Consider the following 25,968-nt stretch of genomic DNA (forward strand, 5'->3'; position numbering starts at 1 on the left):
TTATGATCTCTTTTGCAGGTATCCGTTCGGTACTCGTCACCTCCATTGTTCTTTTAATGTTTGGTGCGGCTTCCGCCAATGCCGCATGCGGTGGCGCTTCCTGGTATGCACTTCACTCCAAAACCGCCTCTGGTGAACGCATGAACCCTTCCGCTCTCACAGCTGCGCATCGCACGCTTCCTTTCGGCTCCAAGGTTAAAGTTACCAATCAGCGTAATGGCAAATCCATCGTCGTGCGTATCAATGATCGGGGTCCGTTCATCAAAGGTCGTGTGATCGATCTTTCAAAGGGAGCTGCAAACCGTCTGGGCTTTGTCGGCGCGGGTCACACAAATATCTGCATGGCCCGTCTCTAATAAATGCGCCAATAATCTCGGCATTGACCTTGATCGTTGAACGTGACATCGCCATGTGAACATTCGCGTTAAAATCGGGGGCGTTCCATGGCACTGAAAGTCGCGGTCCAGATGGACCATATCAATTCTATCCGGATCGGCGGCGATACGTCCTTCGCGCTTTGTCTTGAAGCGCAAAAGCGCGGTCATGAGCTTTATCACTATACGCCCGACCGGCTGAGCATGCGCGATGGTGTTGTCCATGCGCGGGTTGAAGAGCTGAGTGTTCGCGACATAGAGGGTGACCACTTCACGCTTGGTGAGCAGATATCCCGCGACCTGTCAGAGATGGATGTGGTGTTGCTGCGGCAAGATCCGCCATTTGACATGAACTACATCACAACAACCCATATGCTGGAGCGCATTCATCCGAAGACGCTCGTTGTCAATGACCCTGCCTGGGTGCGCAACAGTCCGGAAAAGATTTTCGTTACCGAGTTTCCCGATCTCATGCCGGAAACGCTTATCACCAAAGACCCACAGGAAATCGCTGATTTTCGTAAAGAGTTTGGCGACATTATTCTGAAGCCGCTTTACGGCAATGGCGGCGCAGGCGTATTTCATCTGGCTGATGGTGACCGCAATCTGACATCGCTGCTGGAAATGTTCGGCCAGATGTTCCGCGAACCCTTTATCGCGCAGCGCTATCTCAAGGATGTCCGCGCCGGCGACAAACGCATCATCCTGATTGACGGTGAACCAGTGGGCGCGATCAACCGGGTTCCTTCCGAAACCGATGCACGGTCCAACATGCATGTTGGCGGGCGGGCCGAGAAGACCGAGCTGACAGACCGCGAGCGCGAAATTTGTGCCCGGATCGGCCCGTCATTGCGTGAAAGAGGTTTCATCCTCGTCGGGATTGATGTCATTGGCGATTATATGACCGAAATCAACGTGACTTCTCCGACCGGCGTAAGAGAAGTCAAAAAGTTCGGCGGAGCTGATATTGCGGCTTTGTTCTGGGATTCAGTGGAAGCCAAGCGGCGATAAAATTCGCCTGTTCACTCAATGTTCTTGTCATGCGTGATGAAACGTGCTGATGTGAAAACATTAGCACTTTTTCATTTTGGATTATTGTATTTTCAAGGATCATTGCATGGTTACCCGTGTCCGTACGGTCGCCTTTCAGGGCATTGAGGCCCAGCCCGTCGATGTGCAGGTGATGATCGCTCCCGGGAAAATGGGGATGCATATTGTTGGTCTTCCGGACAAGGCTGTTGCCGAAAGCCGCGAGCGCGTACAGGCAGCTTTGCATGCATCCGGACTTTCGATGCCCGTCAAGAAGGTTACCGTAAATCTTGCTCCCGCAGATTTGCCCAAGGAAGGCAGTCATTATGACTTGCCCATTGCGGTTGGGCTTATGGCTGGCCTTGGAGCCATTCCGGCTGATGCGCTGCAATCCTATGTCGTGCTGGGCGAGCTTTCACTTGATGGCACAATAACGCATGTTGCAGGCGTCCTGCCCGCTGCCATTGCGGCAAACCGGCAGGATCGTGGCCTCATATGTCCTGCGCCTTGTGGACCAGAAGCGGCATGGGCTGGTTCGGAGATCGATATACTCGCGCCGCGCAGCCTGATTGCCCTCGCTAATCACTTTCGTGGCACGCAGGTTTTGTCGCGCCCGGAACCTGCAATGCAGGCCAGTGCGACGGGCTTGTCGGATTTGACCGATATAAGGGGGCAGGAGAGTGCCCGGCGTGCTTTGGAGGTCGCAGCTGCGGGCGGACACAATATGCTGATGTCGGGCCCTCCAGGGTCCGGAAAATCCATGCTGGCGCAACGGCTCCCCTCTATCCTGCCGCCATTATTGCCGCGCGAATTACTGGATGTATCGATGATAGCTTCCATCGCAGGCGAGCTGATGGGTGGTAAGCTGACCGACCGACGTCCCTTCCGTGCGCCCCACCACTCTGCATCCATGGCGGCGATGGTGGGGGGAGGAATACGGGCGAGACCGGGCGAGGTCTCGCTCGCCCATCGCGGCATATTGTTTCTCGATGAGTTTCCTGAATTTACACCGCAAGTTCTGGATTCGCTGCGGCAACCGCTAGAGACTGGAGAGTGCATGATTGCCCGGGCCAACCATCGCATATCCTATCCGGCGCAAATCCAGCTGATTGCTGCCATGAACCCGTGCAAATGCGGCATGGCGAGTGAACCGGGGCACCGTTGTGCAAGAGGCCCAAGATGCCGCGAGGACTATCAGGCGCGGATTTCAGGCCCGCTGCTGGATCGTATTGATATCAGGATTGACGTACCTTCCGTGAGCGCGGCTGATCTTATCAAGCCTTCGGCTTCGGAAAGCAGCGTAGTGGTGGCGCAACGCGTTGCGCGCGCCCGCACGATGCAGAAGCTGCGTTTCGAGCAGCTGGGGGTTTCGGCCATTACGACCAATGCGCAATGTTCTGTCGCGATAATCGAGAAAATAGCTCAACCGGACAAAGCAGGCACGGCTCTGCTGCATCAAGCCAGCGAGCAGATGAAGTTTTCGGCCAGAGCCTATCACCGGGTGCTCAAGGTAGCGCGAACTTTGGCGGATCTGGAAGGACAGGAAACAATCGGTCGTATCCATCTCGCCGAAGCTATCTCATACCGAATGGGTGCAGATATGGCGACGACGCAGCATGAAAGTATAAGAGGTTATTGATGGCACATTGATAAACGGCTGATCCCCATTTCGGTCATGAAAACATCCTGCGCCAGCGAAATGGACGCGGCGATGGCGATATTGGCCAATTATACGCAATGCGTGATGCCAGATGATGAATTCTGGATCATTGGAGATTTCAGCCATGGTCGGCAAAAGCATAAGGCAGGTTATCTAAAATCGCTGTTTGAGCGAGTCCCGGGCAACAAGCATCTTATTTGTTAGCAATCACGACAACAGACAGGTGAAAACACTCGGCTGGGCACCCGTTTCCCAATTGATTGAAATCAAGGACGGCGAGCAAAGCCTGACCTTGTGTCACTATCCTATGATTACCTGGAGCCATGCAAGATGTGGAGCAATTCAGCTGTTCGGGCATGTCCACCAACACTGGCAGGGTTCGTGTAACAGCATTAATGTTGGTGTCGATGTTTGGAATTTCATGCCGGTCCGCATTGATATGATCAGGCAACGCGCTAAAGACTTACCGGTGAACCAACATTGGCATCAGGTCGAACGCAATGCGGATATTTTTAGCTAGAGCCTTCTCGTTCAACAGAGCGATTTATTTAAAGATGGGTTGAACGCTGTTACTGAACTGAACCGACCAGAATGTTGCTTGGGGCTTCAATGCTGACCCAACGGCCTGTATTGTTGGAGGCCTGACGCTTCAGATAGGTGTAATCGGTCTCCGACCAGTTCTTCACGCCATCAACGAGATTGTCGAGGATGAAGTCGCCGCGATCGGTGCGTACGGTTAAGACGGCATGACCTTCGCCATCAGGCTTGCGAACGACAGTTATCAAAAGATTGGCTGGCGAAATACCAGCTTCCATCAAATCGCGACGTTTCAAAAGAACGTAATCTTCGCAATCGCCGACCGCATCGGGATAAGCCCAGAATTCTTCAACACCATAGATTTCCATATCGGTCAGTGGCTTGATCTTCTGGTTATCATTGCTGTTGACGCTGACAATGAGCTGCCAGAAATCATGATTCATCGTTTCCGGCATTACATTCCGGCTTTTGATATTGCATTCTGCGGGAAGCCTTTTGCAAAATTCGTAATGACCGATCGGCTGTGATGTCATTCCGCCCGTCTGCATGAAAGGCTCAGCGGCGGCGGCAGGATTTGCACAAAATGCAGCAGTGAAAAGCGCAAGGGCAAAGCCCAAGGATTTCATTTTGTTGACTGCTGCAAACATTCTTAACTCCAACCGACTGCCGATCATTAACAAAACGTTAATGTCGGAGTGGACCATGAGTCAATCACAATGGCGCCACGATCCCGCCATTGTTAATATATGGTTAAAATTTGAACTTTCGCACTTCCGCAATAGTGATGATGTAATTTTCGGCGCTTTTTGTCATATCCTGTTGAAGGAAAGCCATTCGGACAACGCTTTGGAACGGCGCTGCCTTGCTCCGTAAATAATTGATATGGCGCACCTTTTAAAAGTGGCCGTTCTGTGCGGATTGGTTCCTGCCGGAAGGTTTTGTACTTGGTGCTCAATCTAATGGATTAGCCTGAAAGCCCTGACGACGGCCGTGTCGTGCTAAAGTTGGCTGATCTTAAAAGTTCAGCCAAAGAATGCACGCATCCTTTGGCTGTTCCGATCAAACCTTATCAATCGACAGAAAGAACATCTCCCGTGCGACGGTCAACACTGACCTCGATATCCCGGCCACGACGATCAAGGCCTTCAATCACATAGCGCGAGCGTGTTCTTTTCACTTCATCGACGGTCCTCACCCCTTCAGCGCGCGCAATACGAACGGCCTGGCGCTCGCTGATCTCGCGGCGATCCCGATCTCTGCGGTCGCGCCGGTCCATACGATCCGGCTCAACGATACGCACACCATCGGGACCCAACTGGATACTTTGCGCGAAAGTCTGTGGCACAGCCGTGAGTGCCATAAGGGATGCCGCACCAATAATAATCAATTTCTTCAACATGATTTTCGTCTCCTCCGATAAACAGTCAATTCCCCAGCTTGCTCAAGGAAACGCTTTATAAGCAATAGCGTTCCCTTGGTTGTGTCTTATCAGTGTGGCATCTGCACAGGATTGACTATTCCAGCGCGAAGGAACCAGTCTTGATTTCACCGGCCCTATGATAGGTATTAATGACCACGCCGGTCGTTGAAGCCTTCGAACCAACCAGTTTCAGTGCGCCGGGCTTGGCCTCCGCGCTGAAAAAGGCTTTGCCTTTGCCCAGCACAATCGGGAAAACCCAAAGGTTCAGCTCATCGATAAGATCATCCGCCAGCAATGCGTGCACGAGCTGGCTGCTGCCTTGAATAAGTATGTCGGCACCATCAGATTGGCCGAGTTTGCGCACTGCTTCGGTTATATTGGGATCAAGTGCGACAGTGTTCTTCCAGGTGAGCGTATCGGGGGAAGAGGTGGCTACATATTTTGTGGCAGCGTTGAATTTGTCACCAATAAGGTCACCCGCTTCGACTCGTGGCCAATGTGCTGCAAAAATATCATATGTTCTGCGGCCAAGCAGAAGATCGAAAGGTGTAGCCATGGCCTTGTCCATGACCTCACCCATGATTTCGTCCCAGTAATGAAATGTCCAGCCGCCATATTTGAAGCCGCCATCCGTGTCCTCCTCGGGGCCGCCTGGCGCCTGCATTATACCGTCGAGTGACAGGAAGGCTGTTGCGATGATCTTTCTCATGTCTGTGTTCCTCACTTTGGGTTGTATGAAACTAGGACGAACAAGCCTTGCCTTTCCCGACATGGGTTTTGATTTTTTTAGCAATAGGATTCCAGGCTGACGTTGCTATGTTCGGCACTTTACATCGCGGCGGAAGTCCGACGGAGACATGCCGGCAATATTGCGAAAGGACTTGTTGAAAGCGCTCAACGAACCGAACCCGCTCTCCATAGCCACCTGCAAGACATTGACTTCCTGCCGGAGGAGCATTGCCTGTGCATAGGAAAGCCGTAGCAAAGTGACATAATTATTGAGCGTCATGCCTGTCGATTTCTTGAAAACGCTCATCGCATATTTTGGATGCAGATTGGCCGAGACAGCGATATCGACGGAATCGATATCTTCCAGGAAATTGGCGGATATGAAATCGCACATGCGGCTGACTGCACGCGCCGACTGCTGAATGGACGAAGCTTCGAACGCCCCAACCGGCTTTTCAGGAACCATTCGATAGGGATCGAAGCAGATGCGCTCAATTCGAAGCAATAACTCGCTGACCGCATGCGCTTCTTTGGAGGGGTTGCCGGAACGCGCATAACGAAACCATCGTACAAAATTCTCTTTGTCGGCGGCATCAGTCGCCGATGTGACCAATGTTCGGCCCTGCATCAATTGGCTGGGTACGGTTTCGGGCAGATGCATCCGAAAAAAATGCACAAGCGGCAGATGCGCACCTGCATAGATCGCATCGTCGGATGAATCGTCCATTTGATGGGGTTGTCCACCCCAGAACAGGCACATATCGCCTGCATTGAGGCGAATGGCATGATCATTCATTCGATAATGAACTGTGCCGCTGATGATATAGTTGACTTCTACCTGCGCATGCCAATGAGGCATAGTCATAGTTGCGGGGTGGTTGTAAAACATCTGCAACGAAGTCGGCATTCCCTCGACGCTGCTTGCTCCGGGATGGTAAACCGGCCTTTCCCGCATCTTACTTTCCGCCCAGTTCATGTGTCCTTTTTAGGAGACAGGCGCTCCCTTGCCGCTACTGTAGCCATGTTTGCAAAGAGCGAGCAATTGAAAAGGGAGGAATTTCAATGCGCTTCAAATCTTTTTGCGTGACAGCGATTGTCACGATACTTGGCTTAAGCACCGCGCCGGCATTGGCGCAATCCGGCAATATAACAATTTGGGCATGGGATGTAGCGGCTTCATCCTTGAAGTTGGTACTTGAGGATTTCAACAAGAAGTTTCCCGATATCAAGGTTGACGTTCAGGATTTGGGCAATCAGCAAGTGTTCGACAAGACGCTGGCCGCCTGTGCTGCCGGTGGCGCGGGACTGCCCGATATTGTGCAAGTCGAAAATTTCGAAGCTGAAATTATATGGAACCGCTTTCCCGATTGCTTCAGCAATTTGAAGGATCTGGGCTATACGGCCGATATACAGGCCAAATTTCCGGAGTTTAAACGTACTGAGCTGGAAGTCGGCGATGTCGCTTATGCTATGCCTTGGGATTCTGGGCCGGTGGCGGTTTTCTATCGGCGGGATTTCTATGAAAAGGGCGGTGTTGATCCGGCATCGATCAAGAGCTGGGATGATTTTATCGAGGCGGGTAAAAAAATCGCTGCCGCCAATTCCGGTGTCAGCATGGCGCAAGCCGATTTCAATGGCGACAGCGAATGGTTCCGGATGCTCGCTAATGAGCAAGGTTGTGGATATTTTTCCACGGATGGTCAGTCTATTACGATCAATAGACCGGCATGCGTGGCGGCGCTGGAAAAGGTGAAGGAGATGAAAAGCGCCGGTACGCTGGCAGCCGGCAATTGGAATGAAAAGATTCAGTCCAGCACGGCGGGTACAGTCGCAAGTCAGCTTTACGGCGGCTGGTACGAAGGCACTATTCGCTCCAATTCTCCCAAGCTGGATGGCAAATGGGGTGTTTATCCCATGCCGAGCCTGACTGCTGATGGTCCGCACGCCGCCAATATAGGCGGTTCAGCACTGGCTATCAGCGGCACTTCGGAAAACAAGGAGGCGGCATGGGCGTATCTCAATCATACCCTTGGGACCAATGAGGGGCAGGTCGCCATGCTCAAAGGATATGGCCTTGTGCCTTCTTTGTTAAGTGCTGCCAGTGATCCTTTCATTTCGCAACCCCAGCCCTATTGGGGCGGGCAGGCAATCTGGTCTGATATTCTGGCTACACTCCCCAAAATCGTGCCAAGCCGCGGAACGGCGTTCCAGGGGGATGCTGATAATATATTCAAGGCAACCCAGATCAAATACTTCGAAGGTGGGTATCCAGATGCAAAGACAGCTCTGGGCGATGCGGCAGCTCAGATTGCATCGGCGACCGGCCTTCCGGTCGCGGAATAATCCTCATCACCGGGCGGGCAGTATGCCTGTCCGGTTGTCTGTCGATTGGCATTCACGCCAAGGGGAGAAACGATGCAGCTGCGAAACCGCGCCGCCTATGGGTTCCTGGCGCCCTATCTCTTGATCTTTGCCATTTTCTGGTTATGGCCGATTATCAGTTCGTTCTGGATGTCATTTCAGAACACGCGCGTAAATCCGTGGGTCTTCAACCCCGGCATGAACTGGGGGCGCCTGTTTTCTGATCCGGCGTTTTACAATGCGCTGAAGAATACGATGATCATCCTTGTCATTCAGGTGCCCGTGATGATCACGCTTGCAACTGTTATCGCGGTTCTTCTCAATTCACCGCTCTTGAAAGCCAGAGGCATTTTTCGTTTTGCCTTCTTTGCGCCGGTGGTTGTGGGTGAGGTCGCCTATGCAGCGGTTTTCCGGCTTATGTTCAACCTTGACTTCGGCATCATCAACAAGCTGCTGAACAAGATCGGGATCCCTTCCATATCCTGGTTCGCCGACGCTCCTTTTGCCATGGCCTTGTTGATTATTGCCGTGACCTGGCGCTGGGCGGGATACAACGCCATCATCATTCTCTCCGGTCTTCAATCGATCCCCGAAGATGTTTATGAGGCAGCAACGCTCGACCGGGTAAGCAAGTTCAAGCAGTTCATTTATATTACCTTGCCCCTGCTCAGACCCGTGATTCTGTTTTGCGTGGTTCTGTCGATTATCGGTTCCATGCAGCTTTTCACTGAACCGTTCCTGATCACCAACAGAGGTGGGCCAGGCGGGGGCACTGAAACGCTTGGCCTGTTCCTGTATAGGCAAGGCTTCGCTTCACTGAACTTTGGTTATGCATCGGCCATTGCCTACACAATGGCAGGGCTGGCGATCGTGATTTCACTTTTAAACCTCTGGCTGGGGCGTGAACCAAAATGAGATCACAATCCAAATCCACCTTTATTCGCTCCGTGTCGCTGCATGCCTTGCTTATTCCATTGGCCATTATCTGGTTATTCCCGCTATGGATGATGTTCATCTTCGCGACGATGCCCGATTACGGCATTTTCAGCCCTGGGGTTGAACTTCTGCCTTCAACACATTTTTTCGAGAATGTGAGCAATCTGCAAGCGGACACGAATTTCATCCGTGCCTTGATGATCTCTATCGGCGTCGCGCTTATTTACACGCTCTTGTCGGTTCTGCTGACTTCCATGGCCGGTTGGGCGCTCGCCCGATACCATTTTCTGGGAAAATCCGTCGTGGTCGGCATCATTCTGGGCACGATCACATTGCCCTATTTTGTCGTGGTCATTCCCCAATTCATCATGGTGGCGCGCGAGTTCAAAATGGCGAACACATGGGCCGCGCTCATCGTGCCGCCACTGTTCAACTCGCTTGGCGTTCTTTTCATGCGGCAGTCCTTTTCGATGATGCCGGCAGAATTATTTGACGCTGCCCGTGTTGAAGGCGTCAAGGAATGGCAGATTTTCCTGCGCATCGCATTGCCTTTGGCACGGCCGACGATGGCCGCCCTTGCGATCATTCTCTTTCTTGCGTCATGGAACAATTATCTCTGGCCTTTGCTGATTAATTCACGGCCGAACATGATGACAGCGCCGGTGGCGCTTGGAACCCTGATTGGTCTTACCAAGGTTTCATGGGGCGGTATCATGGCTGGCGCCGTCCTGCTCACCGCGCCAATTCTCGTCATCTTCGTTTTATTGCAGCGCCACTTCATCGCCGGCATAGCCGCTGGCGCAATCAAATAATCGGAGACCGCCGCATGGCTGAACTTGCTCTCAAAAATGTTGTCAAACGTTTCGGTACTTATGAAATTATCCACAATGCCAGCCTTGACGTGGCCGATGGCGAGTTCGTCGTTTTCGTCGGCCCGTCCGGTTGCGGCAAGTCTACCTTGTTGCGCATGATCGCCGGGCTTGAAACCATATCGGGCGGAGAAATCCACATTGGCGGGACAATCGTCAATGATGTGGAGCCTGCTGATCGCGGCATTGCCATGGTCTTTCAATCCTATGCGCTCTACCCGCACATGACGGTCGAAGAGAATTTGGCCTTCGGATTGCGCATGACGGGAAACCCGAAGAAAGATACCGAGCGCCGGGTCCAGCGTGTTGCCGACATTTTGCAGATCAAGGAGTTGTTGAACCGGCGGCCAAGGCAACTTTCCGGCGGTCAGCGTCAGCGTGTTGCCATTGGCCGGGCTATTGTGCGCGAACCGCAAGTGTTTCTGTTCGACGAGCCACTCTCCAACCTCGATGCGGAATTGAGGGTGCAAATGCGTGTTGAGATTGCACGACTCCATAAGGAACTTGGGGCGACAATGATCTATGTTACCCACGATCAAACGGAAGCGATGACGCTGGCTGACAAGATCGTCGTGCTGCGGGGTGGCAATATTGAGCAGATCGGTGCGCCGCTCGATCTTTATGACAATCCCGCCAACCAGTTTGTGGCCGGTTTTGTCGGCTCGCCCAAGATGAATTTCATGAGCGGAGCGGTCATCGAAGCGCAGGGTCAAACAATTACTGTCGCTCTCTCAAATCAGGGAAATGTACCAATCACCCTGCCGGTTGAAAATTTCGAACCCCGTATCGGCGAGAAAGTGACACTTGGCATCCGTCCTGAACATTTTTTCAAAGCCGGCCAAGGCGATGCAGATCTGACGATCAAGGTCGATGTCGCCGAACATCTTGGCAATACCAGCTACGTCTACGCCAATGTGAGCAGCGGCGAACAAATCATCATCGAACGCGAGGAATCCCGCAATGAAAGCAATCGCGACACTCTCACGATCGCCGTCAGGGCAAGCAACGTCTTCCTGTTCGACACTACCGGCAACAGAATCCGCTAAAAATCGGTCCGTAACCTAGGCACGATTTCGGAAATTCCGTTGCACCAACGATCGCCACTCTGCGTCCGTCAGAATCCGGCGATCTAAGTCCAGCCGCGCCAACTCCCAAGGCAAAACCCGTCAAAAGTCCCAAGGAGGACATATCATGAATGATACAAAGCTGATCCGCTGGGGCATTATCGGCCCAGGCAGCATCGCCAGAACCTTCGCCGATGGCATTGCCCATTCCCACTCCGGTCAACTCATCGCCATAGGTTCGCGTAACCCGGACAACCCTCTGCTTGTGGAGCGTTTCCCAAACGCCCGTATTGTCCACGGCTATGAGGCTCTGTTGAATGAGTCCGATATAGATGCGATCTACATCGCGACGCCCCATACCGGCCATGCGGAGTGGGCGATTAAGGCTCTGCGTGCGGGCAAGCATGTGCTGGTGGAAAAGCCCATAGGCTTGAGCGCCTTCGAGGCGGAAGCCATTTTCCACGAGGCACGAAAGGCAGGCAAGTTTGCCGGCGAAGCGTTTATGTACCGGTTTCATCCACAAACCCGAAGATTGATAGAGCTTATCAAAGAAGGAGCCATTGGCGATCTTCGCATCATCCGGTCAAGTTTCGGGTTCAATATGGGGCGTGTACAACCGGATCATCGCCTCTTTGCAAATGCTACCGCTGGCGGCGGCATACTTGATGTTGGTTGTTATCCGGTCTCTATGGCGCGCCTGATTGCAGGAAGTATGGAAGGGAAGAATTTCCTTGAGCCTGAAGTTCTATTCGGCACAGGCCATCTTGGCGAGACAGGCGTCGATGAATGGGCTTCAGCCATTCTCAAGTTTCCAAATGGCGTGATCGCCGAAGTCTCCTGCTCCATTATGGCCGAGCAGGACAATACGCTTCGCATTATCGGTTCGCGCGGCAGGATTGAAGTCAAGGATTTCTGGTATGCCTCTGGTCAAAAGGGTGGTGTTGGCAAGCTGGAATTGTTCAAGTCCGATGGGACGCATGAAACGATTGAGATAAAAGAGGAACGCTGGCTTTATTCGTTCGAAGTTGATGCGGTAAGCGATGCTATCCATGGGGGACATCAACAATTTGCTGCCCCGGGTATGGAATGGGCTGATTCTATTGGCAATTTGCGGGTGCTTGATCAGTGGCGGGCGGCAATTGGTCTCGAATATACGGCCGAAAAAGCCACTTCTCGCACAAAAACTATTTCTGGTGATGTGCTCAGGCCCGGCAACACTGTACCGAAACGGACCATAGCTGGCCTCGAAAAACCTCTATCTGCTGTCGCGCTCGGTTTCGAGTTCTTCCCAAACTTTGCGGCAGGCTCCCTAACCCTTGATGCCTATTACGCAGCCGGGGGAAATCTTTTCGATACGGCCTATATTTATGCCAATGGCAAGACTGAAGAGATTCTGGGTGACTGGCACACCAGTCGAGGCATTCCACGGCAAGAGATTGTCGTGATAGGAAAAGGTGCACATTCTCCACTCTGCTATCCAGACATGATCGGCAAGCAATTATCCCGTTCGCTTGACCGGCTCAAAACAGATCATGTCGATATCTATTTCATGCATCGCGACAATATCGATATCCCGGTTGGAGAATTTGTCGATGCGATGGATGCAGAGGTAAAAGCAGGCCGTATTCGCGGACCTTTTGGCGGTTCGAACTGGACCCGCGAGCGGATGAACGAAGCCATCGCCTATGCCGAAAAGAACGGCAAGACAGCGCCAGCGGCATTGTCCAATAATTTTTCCCTCGCTGAAATGCTTGTGCCGATATGGGATGGTTGTGTAGCAGCATCGGATGATACATGGAAAAATTGGCTTGATGCCACGCAGATTCCCAATTTCGCCTGGTCCAGCCAGGGACGCGGCTTTTTCACAGAGCGGGCAGGGCGCGACAAGCGTGATGACGAAGAGCTTGTGCGGGTGTGGTATTCTGAAAAGAATTTCGACCGACGTGAAAGGGCATATGAGCTAGCCAAAAAGCTTGGTCGCAGCCCTATCCACATCGCGCTCGCCTATGTGCTTGCACAACCCTTTCCCGTTATCCCATTGATCGGACCCCGCAATCTCGATGAACTCGAAGACAGCCTGTCGGCGCTCAATATAGAATTGACGCCGGAAGAGGTTAAATGGCTTGAAGGATAGTGTTTATCGGGTACCTCGGCCGGATGGTAGTTGATTGCCGTCCGGCCGAGCTGACGCATGACAACAAGCAACCCTGTTGCGGATCAATCGTCCAAACTCGGTTAAGACATCAGCAGGTAACAAAAAAGCCCGGAGAAAACCGGGCTTTTTGAGTGTTTCCAACAGGTCATGGGACCTATGTGAAAAGAGAATTGGTGCCCAGAAGAGGACTCGAACCTCCACGCCTTGCGGCACACGGACCTGAACCGTGCGCGTCTACCAATTCCGCCATCTGGGCAGCGCGTCTCATCTAAGGGGCGCTCAAGAGTCTGTCAATGCATATATTGGCCAATATCGGGCATTCATTGTTAAATTGAATGCCACGACAAGTGTGGGACAATTTCAGAAACGCAATACATGATTCCCGAGCGCTGTTTGCATGGTGAAGCGGCGGAATCGCTCAGCCGCTTGAACGATTACCCTACTAGCACTTCCTTCGATGCGATCGTCGAGTCGGCATTGAGCTTGTAGACAATCGGTACGCCTGTGGCGAGTTCCTGCGCTACGATCTCTTCGCCTGTCAGGCCGTCGAGCGCCATGATCAGCGCGCGCAATGAATTGCCATGCGCAGCCACCAGAACTGTTTCGCCGCGCAGGACGTGGGGTTGAATCTCGTGAAGATAGTACGGCCAAACGCGAGCGCCGGTATCGCGCAGGCTCTCGCCTCCGGGTGGTGGCACGTCATAGGAACGGCGCCAGATATGCACCTGATCTTCGCCCCATTTGGCGCGCGCGTCATCCTTGTTGAGACCGGAGAGATCGCCATAATCGCGTTCATTCAAGGCCTGATCGCGAATGGTTTGAAGACCGGTCTGACCAACCTCTTCGAGTATGTGCTGTAGGGTGTTTTGCGCGCGCGAAAGGACGGAAGTGTAAGCAATATCGAATTTCAGACCCTTTGCCTTCAAGCGTTTGCCGGCGTCCTTGGCTTCTTCGTGGCCGAGCTCAGTCAGAGCCGGATCACGCCAGCCTGTGAAAAGATTTTTCAAGTTCCATTCGCTCTGGCCATGGCGAACGAGGACGAGGGTTCCGGACATTCTGAAGACTCCTTTTAAGGCAGTATTTAGTTGGAAATGCTTTGATCGCTGAGGCCAAGCACATCGAGCATGGAGTAAAGACCAGGCTTGCGGCCTTTGCCCCAAAGTGCGGCCTTGATTGCGCCGCGTGCAAAGATAGTGCGGTCCTCCGCATGGTGGGACAGCGTGATGCGCTCGCCTTCACCCGCAAGAATGACAGAGTGGTCACCGACCACCGAGCCGCCGCGCAAGGTGGCGAAACCGATCGTCCCAGTCTGTCGGGGGCCGGTATGTCCGTCGCGCACGCGAACACTGTGCTGGCTAAGGCCGATCTCCCGGCCATCAGCAGCCGCTTCTCCAAGCAGCAGGGCTGTGCCTGATGGCGCATCGACCTTATGTTTGTGGTGCATTTCAAGAATCTCGATATCGAATTCTTCACCCAGTGCTTTTGCTGCCTGTTTGACCAGAACGCCAAGCAGATTGACACCAAGACTCATATTGCCTGATTTGACGACCACTGCATGGCGCGCTGCGGCATCAATCTTGGCATTATCCTCAGCGGAGCAGCCCGTCGTGCCAATCACATGAATGATACGCGCTTGTGCAGCCAATTCGGCAAATTCAATGGTCGCGGCAGGGGTGGTAAAATCAAGCACGCCCTCAACGCCGACAAAAACAGAAAGCGCGTCATCGGTAATTGGAATACCGAGGTGACCAACGCCGGCAAGTTCGCCTGCATCCTGACCGATATGCGGCGAGCCAGAGCGCTCTATGGCACCGGCAAGTGTGGCGCCCGGTGTCGCTTGTATGATGCGAATCAAGGTCTGCCCCATGCGCCCGCCAGCACCGGTTACGGCAAGCTTCATCGGATTTTCTATGCTCATTCCGTTGGTCCCATGCGTTCGGCAGTCTCGTCTTCATCCATAAGAATAATGGGTGACTCATCCTTGCCCTGCAATTGATAGAAGCGCGCGTAAACGCCATTTGGCCGGGCAAGCAAGGTTTCATGAACGCCTTCTTCCACAACCCGTCCCGCTTCCATAACGACAATATGATCCGCGTTGACAATAGTCGAAAGACGATGGGCGATGACGATGGTTGTGCGGCCCTGCATGCTGCGTTCAAGAGCCTGCTGTACGCGCTTTTCGGATTCATTATCGAGCGCTGAAGTGGCCTCATCGAGCAGGAGAATGGACGCATTGCGGACAATGGCGCGCGCGATGGAAAGGCGCTGTCGTTGACCGCCTGAAAGCGTTATACCGTTTTCGCCCACTTCGGTGCCGTAGCTTTGCGGCTGCTTGATAATGAACTCATCGGCATTGGCAAGTTTGGCCGCCTCGATAACCTCTTCATCAGTCGCGTCGGGTCGTCCGTAGCGAATATTGTCGGCAATAGTGCCCTCGAATAAATAGGGTTGCTGCGAGACATAAGCGATGGATTGGCGCAGCGACCGCTTGCTGACATGGGCAATATCCTGGCCGTCAACCAGAATACGTCCACCATCAATATCATAGAAGCGCTGAACGAGACCGATCAGTGTCGATTTACCGGCGCCCGATGCACCGACAATTGCGGTGGTCTTGCCTGCATCTGCGGTGAAGCTGACATTGTGGAGAACCTGAATGCCATTGCCATAACCGAAGCTCACATTATCGAATTGAACCTCGCCATTGGGCACCGTAATCGGCACGGCGCCGATGCTATCTGCCTGACGCGGCTCAATGTCGAGAATTTCATAGATCATGCGGGCGTTAACGAGCGAGCGCTCAAGGCCAACCTGCACACGGGCAAGACGGCGAACCGGGTCATAGGCGAGGAGCACAGCGGTGATAAAGCTGAACATGGCGCCGGGAGGCTGTGCATCATAAACGGCGCGGAAGCCCGTATACATGATCATTGATGCAATGGCTGTACCCGCAATGAGCTCTGTCACGGGAGTGAGCCGCTCGGACACGCGTGAAATCTTATTGGCTCGCTCCTCGGCGCGTGTGATCAATTTGCTGATCTTGCCGCGCAACTGGTCTTCCATGGTGAAAGCCTTGACGATGGCTATCCCTTGCGTAGCCTCTTGCATCGCGCCCAAAAGGTGTGAATTCAGGGTCACTGATTCACGATGAATGACCCGCAGGCGCTTGGTCAGGTAACGGACGGTGAGGAGCACTGGTGGGCCGATCAGCAAAGCGAACAGCGATAGCAGCGGGTCGAGCAGGATCATTGTGCCGACAAGAGCGATCAGGGTTGGAATATCCTTGCCGATTGTCGTGACCACAATATCAAGAAGCTCACGAACGCCACCAATATTCTGATTGATCCGCGCCGCCAGCTGTGCGGAACGCGTATCGTGATAAAAGTCGAGCCCAAGCTTCATAAGATGGTCAAAAATGCGATGCTGGTAACGCGCCACAATGCTGTTACCGACTTTTGCCATCGTTACTGATTGTACATAGGTCGCGACGCCGCGGATAACGAACGCGGCAAGAATGCCGAGGCTGATCGGTATGATGAGGTCTTCGCGGCGCTCATAATAGATTTTGTTGATTACATCCTTAAAGATATAGGCAACAAAAGCGGTACTTAGCGCCACGGCCAGCATTGCGAAAACTGCAACAGTGTATGAAGAGCGATGCTGCCGGACATTCTCGCCAAGCACCCTGCCGACGACGCGCCTGGCCTCGGTCGGGTCGATTTTGTTCTTCTTGGGTACACCATTCATGACAGGCGGCAACTCGCTGGTACTAAAATGTCAGGCAAACCTCCTTTTGCAGGAAGTTTGCCGCGTGATCTTGTCCCTATAGCGTTATTGCCTCGCCTTGCCTATCGGTTTTGCCCCGTTTGGCGGAATGCGGCGGGCAGTGTTGCCTTGATGCCCCAGAAAGGGTTCAGCGAACAGTTCAGCCTTGGCGCCAGCGACGACCCTCAGTAGCAACGCCGAATCGGGCTGGTGTGCGGGCAAATGCAGACAGACCGCTTAAGGCTGCCAGAGGATGCGTGATGATATAAACCGGTGTTTCGCGTAATATTTGCTGGTGCGGGGCCTTATCTTCAAAAGCTTTGCGGAAGGCCGGATTTTTTAGCGGCTCCACGATCTTTTGAACGATGCCACCGGCGAGATATACACCACCGCGCGCCATGAAAGTCAGAGCAAAATCACCCGCCAGACGGCCGAGATAGGTGACGAAAAGAGCCAGGGTTTCCTTCGCTTCCGGAGATTCACCGGAAAGACCAGCGGCAGTTATGTCGGCAGGCGTTTCAAGCGCTGGTTCCGTTCCACCAACCTTGCAAATGGCGCGATAGATATTCTGAAGTCCCCGCCCGCAAAGCAGTTGTTCGCCGGAAATGCGGCCATCAATATGCTCGATATGAGGGAAAAGTTCGAGATCGCGTTCAGTACGCGGACCCATATCCACATGACCACCTTCGCCAGGAACAGGAACCCAGCTTGCGCGAGAACGAACCATGCCGGCAACCCCAAGACCAGTGCCGGGCCCGAGCACCGCACGGCTGCCATGCGGATCACCCGCGCCACCGCCAAGCTTTTCAAGATGCTTTGGCTCAAGCGAAACAACGGCGAGTGCCTGCGCCTCGAAATCGTTGATGACGGTAATGTCCGAGAGGCCAAGTGTCTCCATCATCTGGCGCGGCTTGACGACCCAGGCGCAATTGGTCAGGTCGATCTCGTCACCTTCGACAGGACCAGCAATGGCAAGCACTGCAGAACGTGGCTGGATCGAGGTGTGGTCAAGGATCGCGTTCTGGATAGCTTCATCAATAGTTGAAAAATCGGCAGTTTGCAGAACCGGAAATTCCTTCGGCTCTGCATAGGCATCGACAAGGATTGCGAAGCGCGCATTGGTACCGCCAATATCCCCGACCAGAATCGGAAATTTCATGATGTGGTCGGTATCTGCCTGTGTAACCATTATCGCTTTCCTGTCTTAAATGCCACGCGTGCCTTTATCCCGATCGGACACATGGCGCATCAATGTATTGTCGGCCGCGTCATCCCGTAGCAAGCCTCTTTTTTGTACCAGAACCTCAGCTGTCGCCCGGTTCAATGCCATGGGAATATCGTAAACGCTGGCAAGCCGCATCAGTGCTTTTACATCAACATCGTGTGGCAAAGGTGACAACGGGTCGACGAAAAATATAAGCCCGTCAATTCGTCCTTCCGCAATCAACGCACCGATCTGCTGATCGCCGCCAAGCGGTCCGCTCTTTACGCGGGCGATTGTCAGTGAGGGACACGCTTCCTGTATCAGGCGGCCGGTCGTGCCGGTCGCGACGATGTCACATGGTGCAAGCAAGGCCTCATAATTGCGCGCAAACGCCACCATGTCGTCCTTCTTCTGGTCATGGGCAATCAACGCAAGGCGGAATGGCTGTGTCATCAAAACTCTTTTTCGGGTGGGGCCCTAAATCGATTGAAACTCTATAAACAATTCACGTCGCCGTGAAAAGGGCAGAGCACAAAAAGACCTCAAGGCTTTTGACCGGGAACCGGAACGTCTTCTGGAAAGTCCTGGCTGGTATCTGTAGATGCCTGCGGAACCTTCGCACCAACGCCAAGCGTAACCTCTTCAACCGATTTTGGCCCGGGTGCATTCAGTATCTGGGCGCAAAGCTTCGGTAGGTCCGAGAGCATCATGACCTTGGGCTTGACCGGGTTTTTGGGTGGAGGTGCTTTCTTCCACGGCTCATCGGTGAACCACCAGGCCAAAGGTTTGCCGCAGCCATCATCAGTCCCTGTCGGCTCCTGTGCTTTGCATTCGGGAGATCCGGGCTGGCATTTGATGCGCACATGGAAATGATAATAGTGACCCCAATAGGGACGTACTTTGTTCAGCCAGCTACGGTCGCCCTGCACGCTGTCACACAGCTTTTTCTTGATTCCGGGGTGGACAAAAATCCGCTCAACCTCAGGGTAACTCGCAGCGCGTTTCAAAAGAGCCGTGCGACTTGCACTCCATTTATCAGGGTCAACAAAAAGCGTGTCCCCTTGAAGCATGGACTTCGCTTCCACCGTCTCACGTTCCTGATTGGTGAAGCGGCGTTTCGGCATCGGAGTCAGCCAGATATCGGCATCAAGCCCTACCTGATGCGAAGCATGACCGGTCAACATCGGACCGCCACGTGGCTGCGAAATATCGCCAACCAGTAGGCCGGGCCAGCCGTCCTTGGCGGAAGCATCACGGGCTAGCCGTTCCAGAAGGGCGATCATGCGCGGATGGCCCCAATTGCGATTTCGCGACAGACGCATGACCTGCCAGGCCGGTCCATCCACGGGCAATGCAACGCCGCCTGCAAGGCAACCCTTGGCGTAAAAACCGGTTGATTGCGGTGCTCCGAGACTGGGCAATGATTGCGAGCCGAACAAGCGCTTTGCAGGCCCGTCTTCGGCGACAGCATTGAGTGTGCTTGCTAGCGAAACTAATATGCCAACAGTAAAGGAGAGCAGAGTTTTTGATATCATTTTATTGTCCAATGGATGGGAAGCAAAATTGCTTCGGTCATCCGAGCTTTATGATGGCAAGATTCGCATGAAACCCGCAATATGGAAACAAATTTAGGTTTGATTCGGTGGGGTCCGCATTATGAGAGCAGTCATTTTCGAGCAGTTTGGCAATCCGCCCCGCGTGCAGAACGTTATGGATCCCGAACCTGCCGCAAGCGGCGTTGTAGTGAAAGTTGAAGCGACCGGACTTTGCCGCAGTGATTGGCATGGCTGGATGGGGCATGATGCAGATATTGTTCTGCCGCACGTGCCAGGACATGAGCTTGCGGGAACAATTGAAGCTATTGGCAAACATGTGACAGGATGGAAAATCGGCCAGCGCGTAACAGTGCCTTTTGTTGGCGGTTGCGGACATTGTTTTGAGTGTAATTCGGGCAATCATCAGGTTTGTGAAAGTCAGTTTCAGCCCGGCTTCACCGCATGGGGCTCTTTCGCGGAATATGTCGCGCTCGACTTCGCCGATACCAATCTTGTCGCCCTGCCGGATTCGCTGGATTTTGCCACGGCGGCAAGTCTTGGCTGCCGATTTGTGACCTCTTTCCGCGCCATTGTCGACCAGGCGAAAGTGAAGCCAGGCGAATGGGTGGCAGTGCATGGATGCGGCGGGGTGGGCCTCTCCGCAATTATGATTGCCACTGCGATGGGCGCGAATGTTGTTGCGGTCGACTTGTCCGAAGAGAAGCTTGCTTTTGCCCGAGAATTAGGGGCTGTCGCTTCTGTCAATGGACGTGAGAAACAAGATGTTATTGGTGCAATCCGAGAGATTACCAAGGGTGGTGCCCATGTTTCCATAGACGCACTGGGGCACCCCACAACATGCTTTAATTCAATCGCGAATCTGCGTCGCCGTGGCCGTCATGTGCAGGTGGGACTAATGCTTGGTGGTCACGCACACTCTCCCATTCCCATGGATAAGGTCATTGCGCATGAGCTTGAAATATATGGCAGCCATGGCATGCAGGCCTTTCGGTATAATGCCCTGATGGACATGCTGGAGACTGGCAAGCTCAAACCGCAAAGATTGATTGGCAAGGAAATCACCTTGGATGACGCGCCAGCGGCCCTGATGGCGATGGACCGCTTTGAAGGCATCGGAATCAATGTAATTACGAGTTTTCGCTAAATGCAGGCGTTAACGCCAGCTGCCGTCTCGCCACATGGCTGCGAAGGCAGTGCCATAGTCGGGATAGCGGAATGTGAAACCCAAAGACTTGATGCGCTTGTTGGAAACACGCTTGTTCTCGCCATAAAATGAGCGGGCCATCGGCGTCAGTTGTGCTGATTCAAAGTCAGACTCTTCCGGTGGCTCGACACCCATTAACTCGGCGGCATAGGCGACAACATCCTGGGGTGGAGCCGGTTCGTCATCGGTAATATTGAATATGCCACCCTGGTTGTGCATGCTGAGGAACTGAAGGGCACCGGCAATGTCATCCACATGAATGCGGTTGAAAACCTGACCGGTTTTGTTGAGACGCCGCGCTGTTCCATTGGTGAGATTGACAAAAGCATTACGCCCCGGTCCGTAAATTCCCGAAAGCCGCAATATTGCCAGCGGAACGCCGCGAGCATCTGCCAAAGCCTGCCAGCTATGCTCCGCATCGACACGCTCAACCGAACGCGTCGAAACCGGGCTGCAGGGCGTTGTTTCGTCCACCCAGGCACCGGCATGATTGCCATAGACGCCTACTGTCGATAGATAGCCGATCCATTGCAGCTTTGGCATGGCGCGACGGATCGTCTCTCCGAACAGCGCGATCACGGGATCGCCGGTTTTTGCTGGAGATGTTGAAATAACCAGATGAGTGATGGTTTCCAGCGCATCTGCAATCTCCTGCGACGCGTGGGTGCCATGGAAAAGGAAAGGCATGATACCTTCGTTGTCGAGTGTCGCCAACTTCGTTCCGTCACGCGTCGTCCCGCCAATAAACTCGGCTGTGGGAGCAATTGCTCTGGCAAAGGCGCGCGCTGAATAACCGGCGCCAAACAGGAAAATCTTCATAGCTGATTGTTCGCGCCATTGTGCCATTCGGTCAAGACGCCAGCATCATTTTCCTTCACTGCGTGGATCAATCTGAGGTTTGAAAAGCTTTCTGCGTTCAGGAGCTGGCTCAAAGCCCACACCGCTGAACCGCGCACGAGCGGCGAAGGATCGGACAGATGCCGCTTGACCGGTTCTATCAAATCCGGATCATCGGAATTGCCGCAGGCGTTCAATACATTTCGCAGGAAGCGATCGCGACCAATGCGCTTGATAGGCGAGCCTGAGAACAGGGTTCGAAATGTAGGGTCATCCAAGGTCAGCAGGTAAGCAAGAGAGGGCGAGCGAAGATCGTCGCGGGCACGCAGCTTGGACTCGCGCGCAGTTTCAGCAAATTTATTCCACGGACATACGGCAAGACAATCATCGCAACCATAGATACGGTTGCCCATCGCCTTGCGGAACTCGAGTGCGATCGGTTCTTTATGCTCGATAGTGAGATAGGAAATGCACCGGCGTGCGTCGAGCTGATAGGGAGCAGGAAAAGCCGAGGTCGGACAGGTATCGAGACAAGCACGGCACGAGCCGCAGTGGTCCTGCTCTTTGGTGTCTGCAGGGAGCATTGCTGTTGTGAAGATGGTGCCTAGAAAGAGCCAGGACCCATGTGTCCGGCTGACCAGATTGGTATGCTTGCCCTGCCAGCCAAGCCCTGCGGCTTCTGCCAGTGGCTTCTCCATGACAGGTGCCGTATCAACGAACACCTTAAGATCTTCGCCAGTGGCCCGCGAGGCAAACCGGCTGGCTACGCCTTTCAACTTGCCCTTTATAATGTCGTGATAATCACGGTTCTGCGCGTAGACGGAAATCGCTGCCTTGTCTTTTTGCTCAAGGATAGTGAGCGGATCGCTGTCGGGGCCGTAATTCATGGCCAGAACAATGATCGAGCGAACTTCCGGCCAAAGAGCTTGCGGACTGCTTCGACGCTCCTCGGTTTCCCGCATCCATTCCATGCTTGCGTGACGCCCAAGCGACAAATATTCGCGCAGCCGCTCTTCAGCCTGTGGGATTGAGTCCGGACTGGTGATCGCGATGACATCGAAGCCAGCAGCCCGCGATTCTTCGATAATGAATTGTTTAAGCCGCTCTTGCTGATTTAGGTTCATTTGCATGACAACCGTGCATGAGAACTTAAATACCCTATAAGATCAAAAATCCAGATCACCATAGTGCGATGCAGGGGGCAAGCCGCGCACGCGGTCCGAAAGAAGCGGGCGGAAGGAGGGTCGGGACTTCATCCGGGTATACCAATCGCGTGCCGCACGATACTCGGCCCATTTTATCTCTCCAAGATAGTCTAGAATGGAGATGGAGGCCGCAGCAGCCATGTCTGCATAGGTCGGTGCAGGTCCAGCCAGCCAATTGCGTGTGGCGGTCAACCAGTCAATATATCTCATATGCTGGGTAATATTTGCCCGGGCGGCGCGGATGGCAGCGCTGTCAGGTGCGCCTCCACCCTGCTCGGCTGTCATATGCAACTTGAAGATGCGTTCACGCGCCATATGCCGTGTCACTTCATTTTCAAACTTGCTCAAGAACCAGTCAACAAGCCGGCGTACCTCTGCGCGATTGAGCGAGTCTTCCGGAAACAAACGACGGCTGCGTTTTAATGCGCCACGTGTTTCGTCAATATATTCGGCAATCACCGATGCCCCGGCCACAGGCACGTCACCTTCTGCAAGCAATACGGGCAATGTACCTGCGGGATTGAGCGACAGAAATTCCTTGCGGCGTGCCCAACTGTTTTCCTCGATCAACTGCACTTCAATGTCATATTCATTGAGGATCAGTCGCACATATCGCGAGCCGGTGGACATGGGATGATGAAAAAGCGTCAACATGGCAGATATTCTAAATCTTTCGAACTGGCATTTTGCGGGTCGGCATCGTATTGCGAACATGGCAGACACCGGGCCAATGCTATAGGCGCAACGGCGGCATGAGACAAGTAAACACGATTTAACGGGCAGGTCCTTATCGCTGAATAATTTCTTAAACGAGAATCGGTTAAGACAAAAATTGTGCAGTGTATTCAATTGTAGCGGTGCCCTTTTGGCGGGCGGGAACCGCAATACGGATTAAGAAAGCGGTAAGCATAAACATGGAAACTCAGACAATTGTCGAAGCGCTTTTCTTGGGATTGCTGGAGGGGCTTACCGAATTCATCCCTGTTTCTTCGACAGGACACCTGCTGCTTGCAGGCCATTTTCTCGGTTTCGAGTCAAATGGTAAGACCTTCGAAGTGCTGATCCAGCTCGGTGCTATCCTTGCTATTCTGACTGTTTACTCCGCACGCCTTCTGAAAATAGCACGTGATTTGCCCAATGATCCGAAGGCCCGGCGTTTTGTAATCGGTGTGCTGATTGCATTTCTGCCCGCCGTTTTCATTGGCGTTCTTGCTCATGGGTTGATCAAGGCAATCCTGTTTGAATCGCCAATGCTGATTTGTACGATGCTGATACTGGGTGGGCTTATCCTACTATGGGTGGATAGGCTCGACCTGAAGCCACGTTATACGGATGCGATGGATTTTCCATTGCCGCTCTATTTGAAAATCGGCCTTTTCCAGTGCTTTGCCATGATCCCCGGCACGTCGCGTTCTGGCTCGACCATTGTCGGAGCTTTGCTTTTGGGCGCTGATAAGCGTTCGGCGGCTGAGTTCTCGTTCTTTCTTGCTATGCCCACCATGGCAGGCGCTTTTGCCCTCGACCTTTTCAAGAACCGCAATATCCTGACATTTGATGATGTGACGTTGATCGGCGTCGGCTTCCTTGCGGCCTTCATCTCCGCCGTGCTCGTAGTGCGTTATCTGTTGGGTTACGTATCTCGCCACGGTTATGGTCTTTTTGCCTGGTGGCGGCTTGTTGTCGGTACGGTGGGCCTGGTCGCTTTGATATTGATGCGCTAAGTCGCTGCTTTTCCATAGACTGAAGACAGCCAATGGGCGGAATATTTCCGCCCGCCAGAGGTTTTTTTGCAAAGTATAGATGAATTATTATTCACGTGATGAATTTTATTGACAGTCTCTTTTCTTTGAGATTAGTTACCCATGCTGGCATTCGAGGAGGAGTGCCGGTTTTCGCAAAGTAAAGTGGCTGCATTCGAAGCGCCGCGGACAAATGGGAGGGGCTTCGGCCTCGAGGAGGACACTTGCGTACTTTTTTGGGCACGACCGCGATGGCGGTCCTTGCAGCAACATTATTTGCATCGCCAGCCGAGGCTGAAACGGAATCGCCGTTTCGCTGCAAGCCGGGTGAAAAATATGTCATGAACGTCATGGTGTCGGGTGTCGAATACTGGTTCCCGGTTTACGAGATGTTCAAGCAGGCAGGCAAGCAGCTTGGCTGCGAGACGGCCTATACCGGAACACCGGAATATGACGTCAACAAGCAGATCGCCAGTTTTGATCAGGCATTGGCACAGAACCCGGCAGGCATTCTGGTTCACCCAATGAACTCGGATCCCTTCATCGAGCCAATCAACCGCGCTATCGGTCAGGGAACGGCAGTCGTGACATTTGCGGCGGACTCGCCATTGTCAAAACGCATATCGTTCATCACTTCGGATAATATTCGTGAAGGCACCTATGCGGCTGATGCCATAGCCAACAAGCTTGGTGGCAAGGGCGAATATGCGGTGCTGGAAAATCCAGGTCAGGATAATCACGACAAGCGTGTAACGGCATTTGTTGACCGCATGAAGGAAAAGTGGCCGGATATGAAATTGGTTGGCCGCGCTGCCTCCAATCAGGACCCGACAAAAGCCTATCAAGGCTTGATGAGTATCGTGCAGGCCAATCCTAATCTTGGTGCAGTGTTCATGCCGGAGGCCAATTCGGCAATCGGAGCGGCTCAGGCGAACAAGGAAAGCGGCGGTAAAATTCTCGTCATGTGCGCGGACGTCAACGCCAATATTCTCGACATGATCAAAGCCGGTGAAGTCTTTGGCTCTATCAACCCCAATCAGGGCATGCAGGGCTATATGGGTTTCATGCTGCTCTGGTTGGCCAAGCATCCGGAACTGATCGATCCTATGAACGATGCCAAGCGGGCAGGGTTCAACCCGATGAGCATTCCATTCGTTGACAATGGTCTGTCCATCGTCACAGCGGAAAATGCGGATGATTTCTTCTGGGACAAGTACCTGAAGCGTCGCGGTACCAAAGGGATCGAGGAGTAGACTTCGCAATCCGCTATCCGGATTTGCAAAGTCCGGGTGGCGTCTTGTGAAGTATTGGGGAGGAGCGTCAT

At 53.3% G+C, this 25,968-nt stretch carries 25 protein-coding genes and 1 tRNA gene; 12 read left to right on the forward strand and 14 right to left on the reverse strand.

Going from position 1 to position 25,968, the window contains the following annotated elements; translation table 11 throughout:
- The first annotated feature begins 2 nt into the window (after positions 1-2).
- From AC6CHM_RS15050 to AC6CHM_RS15065, 4 genes are all read left to right on the forward strand, one after another.
- Complete coding sequence (locus AC6CHM_RS15050; RefSeq protein ID WP_307281671.1) at positions 3-356, forward strand: septal ring lytic transglycosylase RlpA family protein; 354 nt, start codon at positions 3-5, stop codon at positions 354-356.
- An 87-nt stretch (positions 357-443) separates the two neighbouring features.
- Positions 444-1,385, forward strand: a complete 942-nt coding sequence (gene gshB, locus AC6CHM_RS15055; RefSeq protein WP_115054570.1) for a glutathione synthase — start codon at positions 444-446, stop codon at positions 1,383-1,385.
- Positions 1,386-1,491: 106 nt separating this feature from the next.
- Complete coding sequence (locus AC6CHM_RS15060; RefSeq protein WP_498173633.1) at positions 1,492-3,042, forward strand: YifB family Mg chelatase-like AAA ATPase; 1,551 nt, start codon at positions 1,492-1,494, stop codon at positions 3,040-3,042.
- A 244-nt stretch (positions 3,043-3,286) separates the two neighbouring features.
- Complete coding sequence (locus AC6CHM_RS15065) at positions 3,287-3,583, forward strand: hypothetical protein (RefSeq protein ID WP_498173634.1); 297 nt, start codon at positions 3,287-3,289, stop codon at positions 3,581-3,583.
- A 49-nt stretch (positions 3,584-3,632) separates the two neighbouring features.
- On the opposite strand, the gene AC6CHM_RS15070 is transcribed toward AC6CHM_RS15065, so the two are convergent.
- The 4 genes from AC6CHM_RS15070 to AC6CHM_RS15085 all read right to left on the reverse strand — a co-directional run bounded on the left by AC6CHM_RS15070 (position 3,633) and on the right by AC6CHM_RS15085 (position 6,725).
- Positions 3,633-4,247, reverse strand: a complete 615-nt coding sequence (locus AC6CHM_RS15070; protein WP_435530097.1) for a transglutaminase-like cysteine peptidase — start codon at positions 4,245-4,247, stop codon at positions 3,633-3,635.
- A gap of 422 nt (positions 4,248-4,669) precedes the next feature.
- Positions 4,670-4,999: a PepSY domain-containing protein gene (locus AC6CHM_RS15075; protein WP_115054573.1), complete on the reverse strand. Its 330-nt coding sequence runs from the start codon at positions 4,997-4,999 to the stop codon at positions 4,670-4,672.
- 115 nt (positions 5,000-5,114) lie between these two features.
- Complete coding sequence (locus AC6CHM_RS15080; protein WP_498173635.1) at positions 5,115-5,729, reverse strand: dihydrofolate reductase family protein; 615 nt, start codon at positions 5,727-5,729, stop codon at positions 5,115-5,117.
- Between the two features lie 105 nt (positions 5,730-5,834).
- On the reverse strand, positions 5,835-6,725 hold the full coding sequence (locus AC6CHM_RS15085) for a helix-turn-helix domain-containing protein (protein ID WP_440808053.1): 891 nt from the start codon (positions 6,723-6,725) through the stop codon (positions 5,835-5,837).
- Between the two features lie 86 nt (positions 6,726-6,811).
- Here AC6CHM_RS15085 and AC6CHM_RS15090 point away from each other — a divergent pair, with 86 nt between their 5' ends.
- From AC6CHM_RS15090 to AC6CHM_RS15110, 5 genes are all read left to right on the forward strand, one after another.
- On the forward strand, positions 6,812-8,092 hold the full coding sequence (locus tag AC6CHM_RS15090; RefSeq protein WP_498173636.1) for an ABC transporter substrate-binding protein: 1,281 nt from the start codon (positions 6,812-6,814) through the stop codon (positions 8,090-8,092).
- 72 nt (positions 8,093-8,164) lie between these two features.
- Positions 8,165-9,025: a carbohydrate ABC transporter permease gene (locus AC6CHM_RS15095; protein WP_498173637.1), complete on the forward strand. Its 861-nt coding sequence runs from the start codon at positions 8,165-8,167 to the stop codon at positions 9,023-9,025.
- Positions 9,022-9,858, forward strand: a complete 837-nt coding sequence (locus AC6CHM_RS15100; RefSeq protein WP_440808050.1) for a carbohydrate ABC transporter permease — start codon at positions 9,022-9,024, stop codon at positions 9,856-9,858. The genes AC6CHM_RS15095 and AC6CHM_RS15100 overlap by 4 nt, the downstream gene beginning before the upstream one ends.
- A gap of 14 nt (positions 9,859-9,872) precedes the next feature.
- Positions 9,873-10,961, forward strand: coding sequence for an ABC transporter ATP-binding protein (locus tag AC6CHM_RS15105; RefSeq protein WP_440808048.1), 1,089 nt, complete (start codon positions 9,873-9,875; stop codon positions 10,959-10,961).
- A 145-nt stretch (positions 10,962-11,106) separates the two neighbouring features.
- On the forward strand, positions 11,107-13,113 hold the full coding sequence (locus AC6CHM_RS15110) for an aldo/keto reductase (RefSeq protein WP_498173638.1): 2,007 nt from the start codon (positions 11,107-11,109) through the stop codon (positions 13,111-13,113).
- Positions 13,114-13,305: 192 nt separating this feature from the next.
- On the opposite strand, the gene AC6CHM_RS15115 is transcribed toward AC6CHM_RS15110, so the two are convergent.
- The 7 genes from AC6CHM_RS15115 to mepA all read right to left on the reverse strand — a co-directional run bounded on the left by AC6CHM_RS15115 (position 13,306) and on the right by mepA (position 19,638).
- Positions 13,306-13,390 (reverse strand) — tRNA-Leu (locus tag AC6CHM_RS15115).
- Positions 13,391-13,568: 178 nt separating this feature from the next.
- A complete protein-coding gene (locus AC6CHM_RS15120; protein ID WP_440807963.1) occupies positions 13,569-14,189 on the reverse strand; it encodes a 2,3-bisphosphoglycerate-dependent phosphoglycerate mutase in 621 nt (206 codons plus the stop codon).
- Between the two features lie 26 nt (positions 14,190-14,215).
- Entirely contained in the window at positions 14,216-15,052 is an 837-nt protein-coding gene (dapB, locus tag AC6CHM_RS15125; RefSeq protein ID WP_115054582.1) for a 4-hydroxy-tetrahydrodipicolinate reductase, read from the reverse strand.
- Positions 15,049-16,881 carry an ABC transporter ATP-binding protein gene (locus AC6CHM_RS15130; protein ID WP_115054801.1) on the reverse strand — a complete coding sequence of 611 codons (1,833 nt, stop codon included), beginning with the start codon at positions 16,879-16,881 and terminating at the stop codon, positions 15,049-15,051. The genes dapB and AC6CHM_RS15130 overlap by 4 nt, the downstream gene beginning before the upstream one ends.
- 178 nt (positions 16,882-17,059) lie before the next feature.
- The gene (locus AC6CHM_RS15135) at positions 17,060-18,088 is read right to left on the reverse strand and encodes a glucokinase (protein WP_307281708.1); all 1,029 of its coding nucleotides are present in this window, start codon (positions 18,086-18,088) and stop codon (positions 17,060-17,062) included.
- A gap of 15 nt (positions 18,089-18,103) precedes the next feature.
- Complete coding sequence (locus AC6CHM_RS15140) at positions 18,104-18,556, reverse strand: methylglyoxal synthase (RefSeq protein WP_307281711.1); 453 nt, start codon at positions 18,554-18,556, stop codon at positions 18,104-18,106.
- A gap of 89 nt (positions 18,557-18,645) precedes the next feature.
- Complete coding sequence (mepA, locus tag AC6CHM_RS15145; protein ID WP_498173639.1) at positions 18,646-19,638, reverse strand: penicillin-insensitive murein endopeptidase; 993 nt, start codon at positions 19,636-19,638, stop codon at positions 18,646-18,648.
- A gap of 121 nt (positions 19,639-19,759) precedes the next feature.
- On the opposite strand from mepA, the gene AC6CHM_RS15150 reads away from it, so the two are divergent.
- Positions 19,760-20,803, forward strand: coding sequence for a zinc-dependent alcohol dehydrogenase family protein (locus AC6CHM_RS15150; RefSeq protein ID WP_498173640.1), 1,044 nt, complete (start codon positions 19,760-19,762; stop codon positions 20,801-20,803).
- 9 nt (positions 20,804-20,812) lie between these two features.
- Here AC6CHM_RS15150 and AC6CHM_RS15155 read toward each other — a convergent pair whose 3' ends face one another.
- Genes AC6CHM_RS15155 through AC6CHM_RS15165 form a run of 3 tightly spaced genes read right to left on the reverse strand, consistent with a single transcriptional unit; the run spans position 20,813 to position 23,559 of the window.
- On the reverse strand, positions 20,813-21,682 hold the full coding sequence (locus AC6CHM_RS15155) for an NAD-dependent epimerase/dehydratase family protein (RefSeq protein WP_498173683.1): 870 nt from the start codon (positions 21,680-21,682) through the stop codon (positions 20,813-20,815).
- Positions 21,679-22,830 (reverse strand): tRNA epoxyqueuosine(34) reductase QueG, encoded by a 1,152-nt coding sequence (queG, locus tag AC6CHM_RS15160; RefSeq protein ID WP_498173641.1) that lies wholly within the window; start codon positions 22,828-22,830, stop codon positions 21,679-21,681. Before queG ends, AC6CHM_RS15155 begins: the two co-directional genes overlap by 4 nt.
- 36 nt (positions 22,831-22,866) lie before the next feature.
- Positions 22,867-23,559 (reverse strand): glutathione S-transferase family protein, encoded by a 693-nt coding sequence (locus AC6CHM_RS15165; RefSeq protein WP_115054588.1) that lies wholly within the window; start codon positions 23,557-23,559, stop codon positions 22,867-22,869.
- A 260-nt stretch (positions 23,560-23,819) separates the two neighbouring features.
- Between AC6CHM_RS15165 and AC6CHM_RS15170 the strand changes: the two genes are divergently transcribed.
- Together AC6CHM_RS15170 and AC6CHM_RS15175 are read left to right on the forward strand one after the other, a co-directional pair.
- On the forward strand, positions 23,820-24,626 hold the full coding sequence (locus tag AC6CHM_RS15170) for an undecaprenyl-diphosphate phosphatase (RefSeq protein WP_307281727.1): 807 nt from the start codon (positions 23,820-23,822) through the stop codon (positions 24,624-24,626).
- Positions 24,627-24,868: 242 nt separating this feature from the next.
- On the forward strand, positions 24,869-25,897 hold the full coding sequence (locus tag AC6CHM_RS15175) for a substrate-binding domain-containing protein (protein ID WP_498173642.1): 1,029 nt from the start codon (positions 24,869-24,871) through the stop codon (positions 25,895-25,897).
- Positions 25,898-25,968: the final 71 nt, after the last annotated feature.

The sequence above is a fragment of the Phyllobacterium sp. GQ127 genome (assembly GCF_059758635.1).